At 40.9% G+C, this 16,052-nt stretch carries 14 protein-coding genes and 2 pseudogenes; all 16 read right to left on the bottom strand.

The annotated features are described in order from the left end of the window. Positions 1–77 precede the first annotated feature (77 nt). Entirely contained in the window at positions 78–1,208 is a 1,131-nt protein-coding gene (locus OVN21_RS02580; RefSeq protein ID WP_000229945.1) for an ABC transporter ATP-binding protein, read from the bottom strand. A gap of 112 nt (positions 1,209–1,320) precedes the next feature. Further along, on the bottom strand, positions 1,321–2,190 hold the full coding sequence (locus OVN21_RS02575; RefSeq protein ID WP_267247149.1) for a PucR family transcriptional regulator: 870 nt from the start codon (positions 2,188–2,190) through the stop codon (positions 1,321–1,323). Positions 2,191–2,193: 3 nt separating this feature from the next. Beyond that, entirely contained in the window at positions 2,194–2,580 is a 387-nt protein-coding gene (locus tag OVN21_RS02570) for a Mini-ribonuclease 3 (RefSeq protein WP_267247148.1), read from the bottom strand. After that, a complete protein-coding gene (gene cysS / locus OVN21_RS02565; RefSeq protein ID WP_267247147.1) occupies positions 2,573–3,916 on the bottom strand; it encodes a cysteine--tRNA ligase in 1,344 nt (447 codons plus the stop codon). The genes OVN21_RS02570 and cysS overlap by 8 nt, the downstream gene beginning before the upstream one ends. Before the next feature lie 82 nt (positions 3,917–3,998). Then, positions 3,999–4,883: a GNAT family N-acetyltransferase gene (locus OVN21_RS02560; protein ID WP_267247146.1), complete on the bottom strand. Its 885-nt coding sequence runs from the start codon at positions 4,881–4,883 to the stop codon at positions 3,999–4,001. Between the two features lie 11 nt (positions 4,884–4,894). Next, positions 4,895–5,512, bottom strand: coding sequence for a serine O-acetyltransferase (cysE, locus tag OVN21_RS02555; protein WP_267247145.1), 618 nt, complete (start codon positions 5,510–5,512; stop codon positions 4,895–4,897). A 15-nt stretch (positions 5,513–5,527) separates the two neighbouring features. Continuing rightward, positions 5,528–7,741, bottom strand: coding sequence for a polyribonucleotide nucleotidyltransferase (gene pnp, locus OVN21_RS02550; RefSeq protein WP_267247144.1), 2,214 nt, complete (start codon positions 7,739–7,741; stop codon positions 5,528–5,530). A 722-nt stretch (positions 7,742–8,463) separates the two neighbouring features. Beyond that, positions 8,464–9,330 carry a methylenetetrahydrofolate reductase [NAD(P)H] gene (gene metF / locus OVN21_RS02545; protein WP_267247143.1) on the bottom strand — a complete coding sequence of 289 codons (867 nt, stop codon included), beginning with the start codon at positions 9,328–9,330 and terminating at the stop codon, positions 8,464–8,466. 62 nt (positions 9,331–9,392) lie between these two features. Further along, on the bottom strand, positions 9,393–11,642 hold the full coding sequence (gene metE / locus OVN21_RS02540) for a 5-methyltetrahydropteroyltriglutamate--homocysteine S-methyltransferase (protein WP_267247142.1): 2,250 nt from the start codon (positions 11,640–11,642) through the stop codon (positions 9,393–9,395). Positions 11,643–11,886: 244 nt separating this feature from the next. After that, positions 11,887–12,249 carry a TIGR02328 family protein gene (locus OVN21_RS02535; RefSeq protein ID WP_267247141.1) on the bottom strand — a complete coding sequence of 121 codons (363 nt, stop codon included), beginning with the start codon at positions 12,247–12,249 and terminating at the stop codon, positions 11,887–11,889. Then, positions 12,233–12,574, bottom strand: a pseudogene (locus tag OVN21_RS02530) (YbgA family protein). Before OVN21_RS02530 ends, OVN21_RS02535 begins: the two are co-directional and overlap by 17 nt. Positions 12,575–12,688: 114 nt before the next feature. Next, positions 12,689–13,075, bottom strand: coding sequence for a DNA/RNA helicase domain-containing protein (locus tag OVN21_RS11050; protein ID WP_323743847.1), 387 nt, complete (start codon positions 13,073–13,075; stop codon positions 12,689–12,691). Beyond that, positions 13,066–13,797, bottom strand: a pseudogene (locus OVN21_RS11045) (DNA/RNA helicase domain-containing protein). The gene OVN21_RS11050 and the pseudogene OVN21_RS11045 overlap by 10 nt, the downstream one beginning before the upstream one ends. A gap of 206 nt (positions 13,798–14,003) precedes the next feature. Next, entirely contained in the window at positions 14,004–14,363 is a 360-nt protein-coding gene (locus OVN21_RS11040; RefSeq protein WP_323743846.1) for a GIY-YIG nuclease family protein, read from the bottom strand. A gap of 109 nt (positions 14,364–14,472) precedes the next feature. After that, positions 14,473–14,802, bottom strand: a complete 330-nt coding sequence (locus OVN21_RS02520; protein ID WP_267247140.1) for a MazG-like family protein — start codon at positions 14,800–14,802, stop codon at positions 14,473–14,475. A gap of 116 nt (positions 14,803–14,918) precedes the next feature. Next, entirely contained in the window at positions 14,919–15,680 is a 762-nt protein-coding gene (locus tag OVN21_RS02515) for a DUF6261 family protein (RefSeq protein WP_267247139.1), read from the bottom strand. Positions 15,681–16,052 lie beyond the last annotated feature (372 nt).

Genomic DNA, 16,052 nt, shown 5'->3' with positions numbered 1-16,052 from the left:
GTTTTTATACCAATAACAAGCATTTAAAAGAAAAACACTGCTAGATTGCTCTAGCAGTGTTTTGACATTTCATTTGTTTAGTAAACTGTCTTTTCAGTTTCTACGTCGAAGAAGTGTGCTTTGTTCAAGTCAAATCCAAGTTCAACTGTTGCACCTGTTTGCAAGTAGTCACGAGCATCCACTTTGGCAACAAATTCGTCTTTACCAACTTGGCAGTAAAGGTGAGATTCTGAACCAAGCAATTCTGATACGGAAATAGTAGCTTTGACAACTGATTCTGGGAATGTTTCAAGGAAAGCAGGTTCTGCATTCACGTCTTCTGGACGGATACCGAAGATCAATTCTTTACCTTCGTAGCCTTTTTCACGAAGAACTTTCAATGCTCCTTCTGGCACTTTCAAGCGGAAACCGTCTGAAACAATTTCGCTACCAACCAATTTCACGTTGATGAAGTTCATTGCTGGGCTTCCGATGAATCCTGCAACGAATTTATTAACTGGGTTTTTGTAAACTTCTTGAGGAGTACCAATTTGTTCTACACGTCCGATAGTACCTGTACCAGCAGGGTTCTTAGTTGCTGACATGATAACGATACGGTCCGCAAGTGTCATCGCTTCTGTTTGGTCGTGGGTTACGTAGATAGTTGTAGCTCCGATACGACGGTGAATTTTAGCAATCTCAGCACGCATTGATACACGAAGTTTGGCATCCAAGTTTGACAAAGGTTCGTCCATCAAGAATACTTTTGCATCACGGACAATCGCACGCCCCATGGCAACACGTTGACGTTGACCACCTGAAAGGTCAGCAGGTTTACGATCCAAGAATTCTTTCAAACCAAGGATTGCTGCTGCTTCTTGAACACGTTTGTCGATGTCTTCTTTGCTGTATTTACGCAATTTCAAACCGAAAGCCATGTTGTCATATACAGTCATGTGTGGGTAAAGAGCGTAGTTTTGGAATACCATGGCAATATCACGGTCTTTTGGAGCTACGTCGTTGACAACAACGCCATCGATAGATGCAGTACCTTCTGTGATGTCTTCAAGACCAGCAATCATACGAAGAGTTGTTGATTTACCACATCCAGAAGGACCTACGAAAACGATAAATTCTTTGTCTTTGATGTCCAAGTTGAAGTCTTCAACTGAATAGTGTTCGCTGTTTGGATATTTTTTGTAAATATTTTTAAGATTCAATTCTACCATGAGGTGAACTCCTTTTGTCTTTTGATAGTTTTATTATAGATGAAAACGCTTTACATTTCTATGGCAAGGTGACCAAAAAAATAAAAAAGTTCTGTGCAACTTGCACAAAACTTTAGAGAATATCTGGTAAAATCAGCTGATAACACAAGGTCAGGTCTGACAATTTCTTCAACTGAAGCCCTGTCAATTCTTCCCATCTATCAATCTTGTATTGAAGAGAATTGCGGTGCAGGTAGAGTTGCTGGGCTGTTTTGGTTAAGACCGCACTGTTTTCCCAAAGAGAGAGTATGATTTCCTGAATCTGATCTTGATCCAAAATCATCTGGTGCAGGCATTCTTTAATGACTCTCAGGTCCACAAGTCTTTCCCCCATACTCCAAAGATAGAGCTGTGAAAAGGTATGAACACCTTGGTGACCCTGACGCCACCAAGTCTTAAACAAATCCCGCTCCGCTTTGATCAAGTCGGATAGGACTTGATGACCTGTTTGAGACCAAACCTGGCCTAACATGATAGACAGACGAAGACCAAAGTCATACTCAACCGCTTCAATCGTATCAGATAAGATAGAGCGAACAGAGGTGTACTTATCTTGTTGAAGCACAAATACATAATCCTGAGCTCCGACCTGTAGCACCGTCTGACAATTAGGAAAAAGAGTCCGCATCATATCCAGCCAAGAGGCTAGATTTTCCTGCTGATAATAGGATAGATGATAATAAACCAGTTGTATCTTTTTAAAAGTTTGAGGTGCCTGCCCCTTTCCCTCGATCAGATAGGGATACCAAGGATTGAGAGAACGAGCCTGCTCCTGCTGCGTCAAAAGAGCAACCAACTGCTTTTCACGCTCGCTGAGACCAGCTTCCTCCAGTAAAATCCACTGCTGAGAATCTAAAGGGAGAGTGAGATAGCCTAGTTTCTCAATCGGCTGATCTGAAATCTGAGCTTCAGGAAACCAGTCTTGTAATTCCTTTGCAATCATATTCTAGCCCTCCACTTTTTGGATGCACCAAGAAATTATGGTCTCTAGACGCTCCATATTTTCAGTCAGATGGAGATAGCCCATCACGGCTTCAAAACCTGTAGACATGCGGTAGGTAACGACATCCGCATTTTTAGCCTTTGTGTGGCTATTGGTATTGCGCCCACGTTTATAGATTTCTTCTTCTTTTTCAGTGAGAATATGGTCCTCTAGCATGAGAGCAATCAAGCGAGCCTGAGCCTTGGCTGAGACATACTTGGTCGCCTCTTGGTGGAGTTTATTGGGTTTGGTCATACCTTTAAGGATGAGATGGCGGCGAATATACATGGAGTAAACGGCATCTCCCTCAAAAGCCAGCGCAATCCCATTAATGAGATTGACATCAATCACGAGTCCACCTCACTCCATCTTTGGTGTCAAGGAGCTTAATTCCTTGAGCAGCCAATTGGTCACGGATTTGGTCTGCTGTTGCAAAGTCACGCTTCGCACGCGCCTCTTGACGTTTTTGGATTAAGGCTTCAACTTCTGCATCCAAAACTTCCTCAATAAAGACGATTCCAAAGACTTCCAACATATCTGCAAGAGCTTCCTTAACACTTGCATCATAGTTTCCTGAGTTGATCCATTTGGCCATTTCAAAGACTACTGTGATACCGTTGGCAGAGTTGAAATCCTCATCCATAACAGCTACAAACTTATCTTTAAAGTCCTGTAACTCTTGAACATCTACAGTTCCAGTAAATGGTTGCTCATAGGTGTTTTTCAGATACTTGAGATTAGTCTCTGCATCCCGCACCGCTTTTTCCGTAAAGTTGATTGGCTTGCGGTAGTGTTGAGTCGCAAAGAAGAAACGAAGCACTTGCCCATCGAGGGTTTTAAGGGCATCATGTACGGTAATAAAGTTGCCCAAGGACTTGGACATCTTGACATTGTCGATATTGACAAAGCCATTGTGCATCCAGTAGTTGGCAAAAGTCTTTCCTGTTTTAGCTTCAGACTGGGCAATTTCATTGGTATGGTGAGGAAACTCTAGGTCAGCTCCCCCACCGTGGATATCAATAGTATCGCCCAAAATTTCTGTCGACATGACCGAACACTCGATATGCCAGCCTGGACGACCATGTCCCCAAGGACTATCCCAAGAAATCTCGCCTGGTTTAGCAGATTTCCAAAGGGCAAAGTCTACAGGATTTTCCTTACGGGCGGTCTCCTCATCTGTCCGACCTGAAGCACCTAGTTCCAAATCTTCCAAGGTTTTATTGGCCAATTTAGCATAGTTGTGGGATTTTTCCACACGGAAATAGACATCCCCCTGGCTCTCATAAGCATAGCCTTTTTCAATCAAATCTTCCACAAAACGGATAATATCCACCATAAACTCCACCACACGCGGATGGCGAGTCGCAGGTTTGACACCCAAGGCCGTCACATCCTCACGAAAGGCAGCGATGTACTTGTCCGCAACCTCCTGAGGCGTGATGCCTTCTTCCTTGGCGCGATTGATAATCTTATCATCCACATCCGTGAAGTTGGAAATATAGGTAACCTCATACCCACGGTATTCAAAATAACGTCGAATGGTATCAAAAGCCACTGTTGAACGGGCATTCCCCACATGGATATAGTTATACACGGTTGGTCCACAAACATACATCTTGACTTTGCCGTCCTCAATCGGGACAAATTCTCGCAAATCACGAGACATGGTATCATAGATTTTAATCATAAAATAATAGTCAGGAAAGCCAAAATTCAAGAACACTTAGTTTCATCACTAAGAGTTCAATTGAATTTCAGTCCGAATCTCTCTAGACTTCGGAATCCCTTGCTCCTTTCTCATTCAGATAAACTACCTGTGTCTGTTTGACAAAGCCAATCTTTTCATATAAGCGTTTGGCACCTACGTTGCTATCCTCTACTGCAATTTGGAACCCCTTATCATTTTGCTCAATCAGTTGGTTGACTAGAGATTTTGCTAAGTAGCTTCCATAGCCTTTCCCACGTTCGAGTTCAGATATTGCTAAACCGTAGAAGTAATTCGTATTAGTCGATAAATCTACCGTGCAAGTTCCAATAACCTGACCGTCTTTTACTAAAATATATAGGCGGCTTTCTGGATCTTTCAGAGCTTCGGTGACATATCTATCCACAACTTCTCTCGATTCATGTTCCCCTGAAAATGCCTGAAATTTTAACTGGCTAATTTGCTCCTGATACGAACTATCTGCTAACAAAACTTCAAGATTGGAAAGTTTTGCTAACGGATAAGGTCTTCTATCCTTACCTAACCAGGTTTCTGTCTCTTCTTCCTCGACCAATCCCCAGTTGCTGACAAAATCAGGATGACGCTCTAGAAAAATACGTTCTGTCTGAAAAGTAACTGAATGAATAGGGAAAGGAGCCGTTTCTTTCTCAAAACTCGTAAACAAAGCACGCGCAATTCCCTGACGGCGATGATTTGGATGAACCAGTATCGTCACTTCCACATCTTGGTCATCAGCATAGACAGTTAATAGACCAACAAGTTCGCCTTTTTCATAATAAAGGAAAAAGGCGGGCATGTTGGGGTCAAAATTAAGCATGTTAGAGAGATAGGGATCACGATAAGTTCCATCATAGGCTTGACAACAGTCAATTAATTTTTTCGCCTCAGATAACTCTTCTTGGCTCAACTTATTTCTTGCTTGAATCATATAGGTATCCTCTACAGCCCAGACGATCTGTGACTGGCTTCTTTAGCCTGCTCGAGTTTATTGACGTAATACTCTCGTTTTTCTTCGACTTCGTGAATGACTGGCTCATCTTTCTTTCCATGAACACGGACAATCTTGGCCGGAATACCGACAACCGTCACATCACTAGGTACGTCTGCGACGACAACTGCTGCTGCACCGACCTTAGCATTTTCACCGATTTCTACCGGTCCGATGACTTGGGCATGGGCTGATATGAGAGCTCCTTTACGCACAGTCGGATGGCGTTTGCCAACATCCTTCCCTGTTCCACCAAGAGTCACTCCGTGATAGAGAAGAACGCCTTTTTCAACAATCGCTGTCTCTCCAATCACCAGACCTGAGCCATGGTCGATAAAAACACCTGAGTCAATCTGGGCACCCGGATGAATCTCGATTTGGGTCCAAAAACGCCAAAACTGACTGTGCATCCGAGCCAGGAGTTTGAAGCCGTGCTTCCATAGAAAATGCGAGAGACGGTGGGCAGCTAAGGCCTTGACACCTGGATAAGTCAGCAAAACTTCCAAACTGTTGCGTGCCGCTGGATCATTTTCTTTTACAATATCAATGGTTTCGCGCCACCATCCCATACATTTCTCCTTTTCTTATTCTGAATCTTTTGGTGTTTCTGTAACTTCTTTCTTAGGTTTGTGGTCCTTATGGTGACGTGGACGGTGAGGTCGCTCAGACTTTTCACCTTTTTCATCATGCTCAGGTTTTGGAGGACGAGGAAGAAGAGCTTTCATAGAGGCATCAATACGGCCTTTTTCATCAATCTTGATAACCTTAACATCGACTTCATCACCGATAGCTACCAAGTCCTCGACACGGTTGGTACGAGTCCAAGCCATTTCAGAAATGTGCACAAGTGCATCTGTCTTATCAAAGAGGTTGACAAAGGCTCCAAATTTCTCGATACGAACAACCTTAGCATGGTAAACTTCATCCACTTTTGCTTCACGAACCAAACCAGCAATGATTTCTTTGGTACGGTTAATGGCATCTTGGTCGCTAGAGTAGATGGACACATTACCTTCTTCGTCGATATCAATCTTAACGCCTGTCTCAGCAATAATCTTGTCGATAGTTTCTCCACCCTTACCGATGACAATCTTGATCTTGTCGACATCAATCTTGATGGTATCAATTTTCGGAGCAGTTGGAGCCAATTCTGGACGCACTTCTGGGATGGTTGCTTCAATCACATCAAGGATTTCAAAACGCGCTTTCTTGGCTTGAGCAAGGGCCTCAGTCAAGATTTCTGCAGTGATCCCTTGAATCTTGATATCCATTTGAAGGGCTGTAATCCCCTCACGAGTACCGGCAACCTTAAAGTCCATGTCTCCAAAGTGATCTTCCAAACCTTGGATATCTGTCAATACTGTGTAGTTATTTCCATCTGAGATGAGACCCATAGCAATCCCTGCTACTGGCGCCTTGATTGGCACACCACCAGCCATAAGGGCAAGAGTTCCCGCACAGATAGAGGCTTGAGAAGATGAACCGTTTGATTCTAATACTTCAGCTACCAAGCGGATCGCGTATGGAAATTCTTCCAAACTAGGCAAGACTTGAGCAAGGGCACGCTCACCGAGAGCACCGTGACCAATTTCACGACGACCAGGCGCACCGTAACGACCAGTTTCCCCTACAGAGTATTGTGGGAAGTTATAGTGGTGCATAAAGCGTTTCTTGTACTCTGGATCCAAACCATCGATGATTTGAGTTTCTCCCATCGGAGCCAAAGTCAAAACTGAAAGAGCTTGAGTTTGTCCACGAGTGAAAAGACCGGAACCATGTACACGAGGAAGATAGTCAACCTGCGCATCTAAAGGGCGGATTTCATCAACCTTACGACCGTCAGGACGCACCTTGTCTTCTGTAATCAAACGGCGCACTTCAGCATGTTCCATTTGTTCCAAGATTTCAGCCACATCACGCATGATGCGTTCAAATTCTTCATGGTCTGCATATTTTTCTTCGTAAACTGCTGTTACTTGGTCTTTAACTGCTTGAGTTGCAGCTTCACGAGCTAATTTTTCTTCCACTTGAACTGCTTTTTGGAGGTCGCTGTTGTAGGCTGCGATGATTTCAGCCTGTAATTCAGTGTCCACATGAAGCAATTCTACTTCTGCTTTTTCCTTACCGACAGCAGCAACGATTTCTTCTTGGAAGGCAATCAATTCTTTGACTGCTTCATGCCCTTTGAGAAGAGCTTCCAACATGATTTCTTCTGACAATTCTTTGGCACCAGACTCAACCATGTTGATAGCATGCTTGGTCCCAGCTACTGTCAATTCAAGAAGCGATTGCTCTGCCTGTTCTTGAGTCGGGTTGATAATGATTTGGCCATCAACATAACCCACTTGTACCCCAGCGATTGGTCCGTCAAATGGAATATCTGAGATAGATAATGCCAATGATGAACCAAACATAGCCGCCATTGGTGCAGATGCATTTTCATCGTAAGAAAGAACTGTGTTGATGACTTGCACTTCGTTACGGAAACCTTCCGCAAACATCGGACGGATTGGACGGTCAATCAAACGCGCTGTCAAAGTCGCATCTGTTGAAGGACGTCCTTCACGTTTCATAAAGCCGCCAGGAAATTTCCCAGCCGCATACATTTTTTCTTCATAGTTGACTTGAAGAGGGAAGAAATCCCCAGTCGCCATTTTCTTAGACATAACGGCAGCAGTCAATACAGTTGACTCACCGTAACGCACGACAACAGAGCCATTTGCTTGCTTAGCAACCTGACCAGTCTCTACGATCAACTCACGACCCGCAAAAGTCGTTTGAAACACTTGTTTTGTCATTTTAATCCCCTTTGGATTGATGAAATTATACGCCTTGCCTACAAAAATCAGGATACAAAGGGCGTAAAGAATCCCGTATGAAAATAGGAGATTGACGCAGTGTGCGATGCACACCAGGAAATCTATCTTTTTCACTAGGGATTTAGCCCGTGTTCAATTACTCAAGATACTAAGCCGTCAAGCAACTCAAAGGAAAATAGGAAATCGAACGACGGAGCGACTGCTCCTAGGCAGATTTATCTTTTTCCAAAGAGTTGTAGGCGTGTTCAATTCTCAAGATACCAAGGACGTCAAAAGCAAAGTAAAAATAGGAAACTGACGAAGTCTTCGATGAAGACAAGACAGTTTATCTTTTTTACACAGCTTTTCGGCCGGGTTCAATTAATCAAGATACAAATCATTAGAAAGGTTTGACACTAAAGCATCTAATCCTTTCACGCTAACCGCTATTAGGCGATTAGCTAAATGCTTTACTAACTCTCTCGTCAAATAACATCGATTTGACTCGTTCGTGTCGCTCAAACTAAATACTGAAAAGAATAAATTATGAAAAAATTTCTGTCATAAAATTGAGAATCGACAAAGCCTTTAAAACTTTAATACCCTCATCTTTGTATCAAGTACGTACAGAGTCTATTTTATCATATTTTTCTTAAAAAGTACGGTCTTTACCATTAAAAAGTAAACCATTCCCCTCACCTGAGAAGAATGGTTTACTTTTATTATCCTAGAGACTGATGATTAAACAAGGCATGGGTTGCTTGGTGGATGTATTTTGCTGTATCCGCATTGTTCATAGTGTAGAGATGCACACCTGCAACATCCTGAGTTACCAAATCCACGATTTGGTCCACTGCATAGGCAAGTCCTGCTGCTCTGAGCGACTCAGGGTCATGCTCATACTTGTCTAAAATGGCTTTAAATTTGCGTGGAAGATGGATATTCTCACAAGTCTTCAATAGGCGGATAGCCTGATTTCGATTCAGAATTGGCATAATCCCTGCATGAATAGGAACATCAATCCCAGCCAAGATGCACTTGTCTTGGAAATCATAGAAGCGCTCATTGTCAAAGAAAAGCTGAGTTACAAGGCTCGAACAACCTGCATCCACTTTCTTCTTAAGATTTTGAATATCTGAAATCTGATTTGGTGAATCTGGATGCCCTTCTGGATAACAAGCCCCAACAATATCAAAGTGAGGAGCTTGTTCCTTGATGAACTCGATCAAGTCGGTTGCGTAGCGGAAATCCTTCTGTGGCTCCACATCTGGAATAATATCCCCACGCAAAGCCAAGATTTTCTGCACCCCAACCTTGTCCAAGTCAGCAATGGTTTCAGCCACCTTGTCCTTAGTCAAATAAATGGCTGGCAAGTGAGCAATAGTCGGAATCGCCAAGTCATTTTGGATAAAGTCAGCCAAACGAACCGTCGTTTCCTTGATATTAAATTTATTATTGCTGGCAGTTACACTGATAAAGTGAGGGGCCAACTCCTGCATATCTTGAAGAGCAGAAATAATTTTATCATTACCCACTGCTGGGTTTGGAGGGAACACTTCAAATGAGAGTGACGGTGTTTGGCGTGACATAGTCCTTATCCTTTTCTTTTTGATTTCATTTTGAACAACCGTTGTAGGGAGAAATCCTTATCTTACAATTTCTCACGCGCAGCTTTAGCTGCTTCAACAAGGCGGATCAAGCTTTCTTTTGTTTCTGGAATACCACGTGTTTTCAAACCACAGTCAGGGTTGATCCAAACTTTCTTGCTTGGCACTTTAGCAAGGATAGCTTCGATTGTGTGGTCGATTTCGCCTTCATTTGGCACACGAGGTGAGTGGATATCGTAAACCCCAGGTCCCACTTCTGTTTGGAAGTTTTTCGCTTTGAGTTCGTCCAAGATTTCAAGGTTTGAACGGCTAGCCTCAAATGAGATAACGTCCGCATCCAAGTTGTCGATAGCTGGAATGATATCTGTAAATTCTGAGTAACACATGTGAGTGTGGATTTGTGTATCTGGCGCTACTGTTGAGTGTACCAAGCGGAAGGCAGGAATTGCCCAGTCAAGGTAGTCTTCATACCAGTCGCTACGACGGAGTGGCAATTTTTCACGAAGAGCAGCCTCGTCGATTTGGATGATTTTCACACCAGCAGCTTCAAGGTTCAGCACTTCATCCTTGATAGCAAGGGCGATTTGAAGAGTAGAATCCTTGATAGAGATGTCTTCGCGTGGGAATGACCAGTTGAGAATGGTAACAGGTCCAGTCAACATACCTTTAACAGGTTTGTTTGTACGGCTTTGTGCATAGCTAGACCATTTAACAGTGATAGGGTTAAGGCGAGTGACATCACCCCAGATGATTGGTGGTTTCACCCCACGCATACCGTATGATTGTACCCAACCATTTTTAGAGAAGAGGTATCCTGACAAGTTTTGACCGAAGTACTCAACCATGTCATTACGCTCAAATTCACCGTGAACAAGGACATCAAAGTCGATATCTTCTTGCCATTTGATCCATTCATCGATCGTTTCAGCAAGGAAAGCATCGTACTCTTCTTGAGACAATTCACCCTTACGGTAAGCCAAACGTTTGGCACGGACTTCCTTAGTTTGAGGGAATGAACCGATAGTTGTTGTTGGAAGAGCTGGAAGTTTGAAAGCTTCTTCTTGGATAGCTTCACGTTCTGCAAAGGCTGGCAAACGAGTGTAGTCTGCGTCTGTCAAGCCAGCGATACGAACGCGAAGTTCCGCATTTTCACCAACACGTTCAGTCGCAAAGAGTTCTTTGTTAGCTGCAAGTGCTTCTGCACCTTGACCATTGCGGATAGCATCCAAGTCACGAAGTTCTTCCAATTTTTCTACTGCAAAAGCAAAGTGGTTCAAGATTGCTGGTTCAAATTCTTCGTTAGCAGTTGTAAATGGCACATGAAGAAGTGAGCATGAGCTTGTCAAAACGATGTTTTCAGCTGGGATTTGCTCAAGAACAGCCAAGCTCTTTTCGTAGTTGTTGCGCCAGATGTTTTTACCATTGACGATACCTGCATAGAGAGTCTTGTCAGCTGGGAAACCACCTTTAACGAGTTCAAGAGTTTTCTTACCTTCAACGAAGTCCAAACCAATGGCATCAACTGGCAAGTTTACAAGGTCAGCGTAGACGTCACGAACATCACCGAAGTAAGTTTGAAGCAAGACTTCAAGACCTTTCTTGTCAGCCAAAAGCTTGTTGTAGAGGTTCAAGAAGAGAGCTTTTTCTTCAGCTGTCAAATCTTTGACAAGAGCCGCTTCGTCCAGTTGAATACGAGTCGCACCAAGTTCAGCCAATTTAGCAAAAACATCTTGGTAAGCAACCACTAAGCTATCTACGAAGTCTTCTGCTTTCACGCCTTCTTCAAAGTCTGATAATTGAAGGAAAGTGAATGGACCTACAAGGACAGGACGAGTGTTCAATCCAAGTTCTTTTGCTTCTTGGAACTCATCAAAGATCTTGTGACCAGCCAATTTTACTTGAGTGTCTTTTTCAAATTTAGGAACGATGTAGTGGTAGTTGGTGTTGAACCATTTCTTCATCGGAAGGGCACGCATATCCCCTTTTTCTCCTTGGTAACCACGCCCCAAAGCAAAGTAACGCTCAAGATCAGACAAGTCCAAGTTTTGAACAGAAGCAGGGACCACGTTGAAAAGGAAAGCTGCATCTAGAAAGTTGTTATAGTGAGAAAAGTCATTTGATGGGATTTCAGTGATGCCTTTTTCTTTGACAATGTTCCAGTGTTTAGCACGCAAGTCTTTTGCTGCTGCCAAGAGTTCTTCTTCTGAGATTTCTTTTCTAAAGTATTTTTCAGTTGTAAATTTCAATTCGCGGAATTCGCCCAAACGAGGGAAACCAATGATCGTAGTCGACATGATGTGTCCTCCAAAATTTGTTGTTGAAATTATCTTAACAGAAAAGAAAGTGTCTGTATAATTGTAAAAAATTAGGCTTTGATATAGTTTGAAACTATATCACTATTTTAAACTAAAGAAAAAGACTTGAGACTTATGTCTCAAATCCTTTGCGTAGCCTATTTTGTGGCTGTATTTTAGTTAGAATGCTCAAACGTGTTATTAGTAATTCTTATAAGTGACTATGACTTGCTATTAGAAAAGACTATAGCTCTATCCCCTTGTCATGGAGATTAGCCAGACACTCCTCATAGCAGGCATCGTCATGTTCGCTGTATATAGGACTAGGCAACTTCTCCTCTACCAAATCTTCATAAGGAGGGCAGGTCTTACCACGGTAGTTCTTGTCCAGCCACTCTGGACTAACATTGTAGCCACGGTTAGCCATCTCCTCCATGATCAAGCGATGATAGGTATAGAGGTGATAGGGCGAGTGGGTAAAGACATGGTCCACCGTAGCATGCTTTTTGCCCCAGCCATTACCACGCAGGGCGCAGCATTCTCGATGTTGCCCCAAAAGTTGAGGACGCGGAAACTGTGAAATCAAAGCCTCATGCCAAAGTCTCATGGGAGTCTCCTTTCAGTAAAGTCGAATGTTGCAAGTAGGTATTCGGATAAAGTTTAAGCAAATCTCTAGTCTTATCAATCACATCTTCCTTAGAAGCTTGACCAAAGCGGTAGCGAGCCAGCAAAAGCATATAGTCCTTGCGCTCAGTTTCTGTCGCTTTCTTTTTGAAATAGCCCCAAATATGCTGAAAGGCATTGCAAACCTAACCCCTATGTTCTGGGATTTGGCTGGCACGGTCAATCATCTCTTGAACCAGACTCACCTCCACCTGTTCATTCTTCAAGTATTGACGAATCTCATTGTAAATATTGCTAGAATGACTCAAAACGAGATACTTGTTCCTAGCCTAGAGTTGCTGGCAAAGGCCATGTTGGTTATTATTCATAATTGACATTATACCATATTTGGATTTATAAATATCTATTCCTATCTTATGATCTTATAAAATTGCCTTTTTTAAAGCCGCTTGAAGTTCTTCATCTACTGCATAGATATAGAGTCCATTTACTCCTCTTGTAAGCAAAACATTTAATTCATTTTTTAAAAGATCTTCACCAAAATTTTTCATTTCACCATTTTCGAGTTTCCTATTTTGAACTGCTCCTTTATTTTTACTAGCAGAGATATCAAACTTAATTTTACCATCTCTATATTTAACCGATGGATCAATAATGACTCTAGCATAATTCAAATCAAAACCTTGCACAGTAAAAGCGGATTCTACTTCATCAATAGTTTGTGGTTGTTCAATCCAAGAACATTTAGAGTTTTTCCTACCCCTACTCAATTCTCTATTCCAAGGACATAACCAGCCTTCTATTTCCACACACCAATAATTTTTATATTCATCTTTATATCTATATTTATAACTATCTTTATATTTTCTCCAGGTTTAGATTGACTACTATATTCCCAGTTATAAGTTGCTATTAACCTAGAAATCCCTAAATGCCGATTCTTATCTTTTAATTTAATAGCATCCTGTACTTCCTTGGGAGAATTAAATATCTGGATATCATAGTTATTGTCTTCTTTTAATTTGCTAATTTCTCTTTTATCAATAATATTTCTAATCCAACTAATTGTAGATTCACTAGCTTTTATACGCATTTGATTATTTAATTCAATTAAATTGCCAGACAACCTCGCTTGATGTTGTAAAGTCAAAAATGAATCATCTACCCATATTTGAGATTTATTCATTATTTGATTATCATCGTACACTAAAACTACTACTTTCGATTTTGATAGTATATCTTTTAAATGATTACCACCTTGATAAGCTTGATTGTTTGCAGTCAAAAGTAAGTGTCCTTCGTCAATAACAACTATACCAGCATTAGCATCTTGCTTTTTTAGTGCCTTTAAAAACTGAGTTGGTTTCATAGCAACATTAAGAGTTGAACCACTCTTTCATTCAAGCTTTTTCTCTATTTCTTTATAGACACTCAATTGATCGTCATGATTAACAACCAAATTAATTGCATTATTTTCTCTTAGGAAATCCGTGTCATCAGAATTTAATAGTTCATCGATTAAAGAACTCATCAAAACAGTTTTACCAGCACCAGCTTCTCCTTTAACCAAGATTAAAGTTCCAAACTCGCTCTTACTAAGTGCTGATGTAATTTTAAAAATGATTTCATTTTGTGCTTTTAATTGCTCATTGGTTAATTTATGAAATGGGGAAGATTTAAAAATTGCAGAATTTCTAACAATACTTTCTACTGGAAATAAATACTTATTTTTCTTATTTAACGAACTCCAAATTTTGGTAAAAATCTCATCAAGCTCATCAGAAATATAATATTTATTTTGAGGATTCCTCGCCTATTTTGAACATTTGAAACATTATCAACGCTTAATAAATACAACATTAGTCTATTCTCAATATCTAGTGTCAAAGACTTATTAAAGTGATGGTAACCTATAACAAACATTTTAGTAGTATTTGATTTTGAAAATTTAGCCCAATCTTCTCTAATTTCACCTAAATGTTGATTTGTGCGACGTACAATATCTGTTGTTTCACCTACATAAACACTATAACCATCTGACTTTTTATCATTTACAATATATAGTCGGATATTCAAACAATAGCATTTTGTTTTCATCACGAAAACTGATTTTTAAAATTTCCTGTAAAGTGCCTAATGAACCACTTTCATATTTTACTTCTTCAATTACTGGTTTCAATATTTTACTCATATCAGTTACTCAACACTATAATTCAGTATATTTTTTATTACTTCCCTTACTTAATTTAACAAGATATTTCGCTTTATTTTTTTCTAATTTTTCTTCAATAATCTGCTCTATATCCAGTTGTAAATTATCAGCTAACATCACTGAATATATTAGCACATCCGCTAGTTCTTCTTTAATTCTTTCAAGAGATTTTGTGGTAACTTCTTCAGGCTGCTTCCATTGGAACAATTCTAGAAGTTCACTAGCTTCCAGCAAGATGGATATAGCTAAATCTTTTTCATTGTGAAATTTTCTCCAATCCCGATCATCCTGAAATTTATTAATTTTCTCTATTGCTAGTTTCATTTCAATTCTCCAATAGGTCTATTAACTTACATTATAACATGAAAATCTTTCTTAACTCCTAATAAAAGGTAAAGTCACAAAAATCCCCTTAGAAATCCGCTTCTAAGGGGTTGTCCTTATCCTGCTGCTTGGGCTGGTTCTGCTGGTTTGGTCTTTTTATCTTTCTTGTTGCTAATGATGAGACGTCGCTTGCTATCTCGGATGCTATTGAGTTCCTTGAGGAGTTGAGTCAGGTGTTCCTTTTCAGGATAGGCTTCTGCACTGGCTGCGGTATAGCGCATAAAGAGGTCGTAACTAGTTGAAAGTTCGGTACGGAGTTGTCTGGTCTTGCCAACTTCCTTGGCAGACTTGTGAGCACGCGCCTTACTTTCCACTTGATCATATTCCTCTTGAACATTGATCACCGCCGTCAGCATAGGGGTTAGTCCTAGGATGATAACTGCCTCATGATAGGGTGTCTCACTAAGCGTTTTGAGAAGGCTCTTGATTTCTGCCGTTTCCACATCGTTGCTATGCTTAGTGATGTCCTTATACTTAGCAAAGACTGGTTTCAGAGTCTCATGAGCTTCTTTGAGCTTGGCATCCTTAATCTTAGCAAATCCTCTATGAAGGGTAAAGAGACCGACCAAGGCACTATCACGATTGCGATCGACTTCTGTCAGATTGCTAGACTCTTTCGTCTCCACCGCCGCAAGTTGAGCTTGAAAATCATCGAGCTTGGTCTTGAAAGGTTCCAAATGTTTGGCATACATGCCCTCATCCTTGTTTGCCTTAGAAAAAGTCGCCAAGCTTTGATGAGTATCCATCATCAGACTTTCAAACTCACGGTTGGTAAAGTTACTGTAACTAAGAGGGCGAATAGCGTATATTTTTGTCATGATGATATCCTTTCTATTTTCCACTATGTAATCTTTTAAATTAATTCTAACAGTTACTTTAAAAGATTTATCCCTCATCCGCTCAACTGTCATTATTTCCATCTCAAATGTACTTTTTAGGACAAATCAGACATTTCCAAATTAAAAAATCTCTATCTGACTGGACATACACTCCGTCCATCAGATAGAGACCCTTACTATTTATAGATTTTAACTCTTCTAGCTTTAGAATACATATAAACTTTAAGTAAGACAACTATTCGAAAGCTAGAAGACCTCAAAACTTTCTCAGATAAGCCATTCGAAGCTTAGAATACTTTTAAATCAATGGAATTACAATCATTCTAAACCTAGAATGCATGTAAACTTTAG

The organism is Streptococcus sp. Marseille-Q5986 (genome assembly GCF_946902915.1).
Taxonomy (GTDB): domain Bacteria; phylum Bacillota; class Bacilli; order Lactobacillales; family Streptococcaceae; genus Streptococcus.
This window is presented reverse-complemented; position numbering and strand designations above follow the sequence as displayed.

Bases quoted from the DNA above. Each gene is read 5' to 3' on its own strand.
- OVN21_RS02535 (WP_267247141.1), bottom strand. From the start codon at position 12,249: ATGAGACTTTGGCATGAGGCTTTGATTTCACAGTTTCCGCGTCCTCAA.
- pnp (WP_267247144.1), bottom strand. From the start codon at position 7,741: ATGACAAAACAAGTGTTTCAAACGACTTTTGCGGGTCGTGAGTTGATC.
- OVN21_RS11040 (WP_323743846.1), bottom strand. From the start codon at position 14,363: ATGAAAACAAAATGCTATTGTTTGAATATCCGACTATATATTGTAAAT.
- cysE (WP_267247145.1), bottom strand. From the start codon at position 5,512: ATGGGATGGTGGCGCGAAACCATTGATATTGTAAAAGAAAATGATCCA.
- cysS (WP_267247147.1), bottom strand. From the start codon at position 3,916: ATGATTAAAATCTATGATACCATGTCTCGTGATTTGCGAGAATTTGTC.
- OVN21_RS02520 (WP_267247140.1), bottom strand. From the start codon at position 14,802: ATGAAACTAGCAATAGAGAAAATTAATAAATTTCAGGATGATCGGGAT.
- OVN21_RS02560 (WP_267247146.1), bottom strand. From the start codon at position 4,883: ATGATTCAAGCAAGAAATAAGTTGAGCCAAGAAGAGTTATCTGAGGCG.
- OVN21_RS02580 (WP_000229945.1), bottom strand. From the start codon at position 1,208: ATGGTAGAATTGAATCTTAAAAATATTTACAAAAAATATCCAAACAGC.
- metF (WP_267247143.1), bottom strand. From the start codon at position 9,330: ATGTCACGCCAAACACCGTCACTCTCATTTGAAGTGTTCCCTCCAAAC.
- OVN21_RS02575 (WP_267247149.1), bottom strand. From the start codon at position 2,190: ATGATTGCAAAGGAATTACAAGACTGGTTTCCTGAAGCTCAGATTTCA.
- OVN21_RS02515 (WP_267247139.1), bottom strand. From the start codon at position 15,680: ATGACAAAAATATACGCTATTCGCCCTCTTAGTTACAGTAACTTTACC.
- metE (WP_267247142.1), bottom strand. From the start codon at position 11,642: ATGTCGACTACGATCATTGGTTTCCCTCGTTTGGGCGAATTCCGCGAA.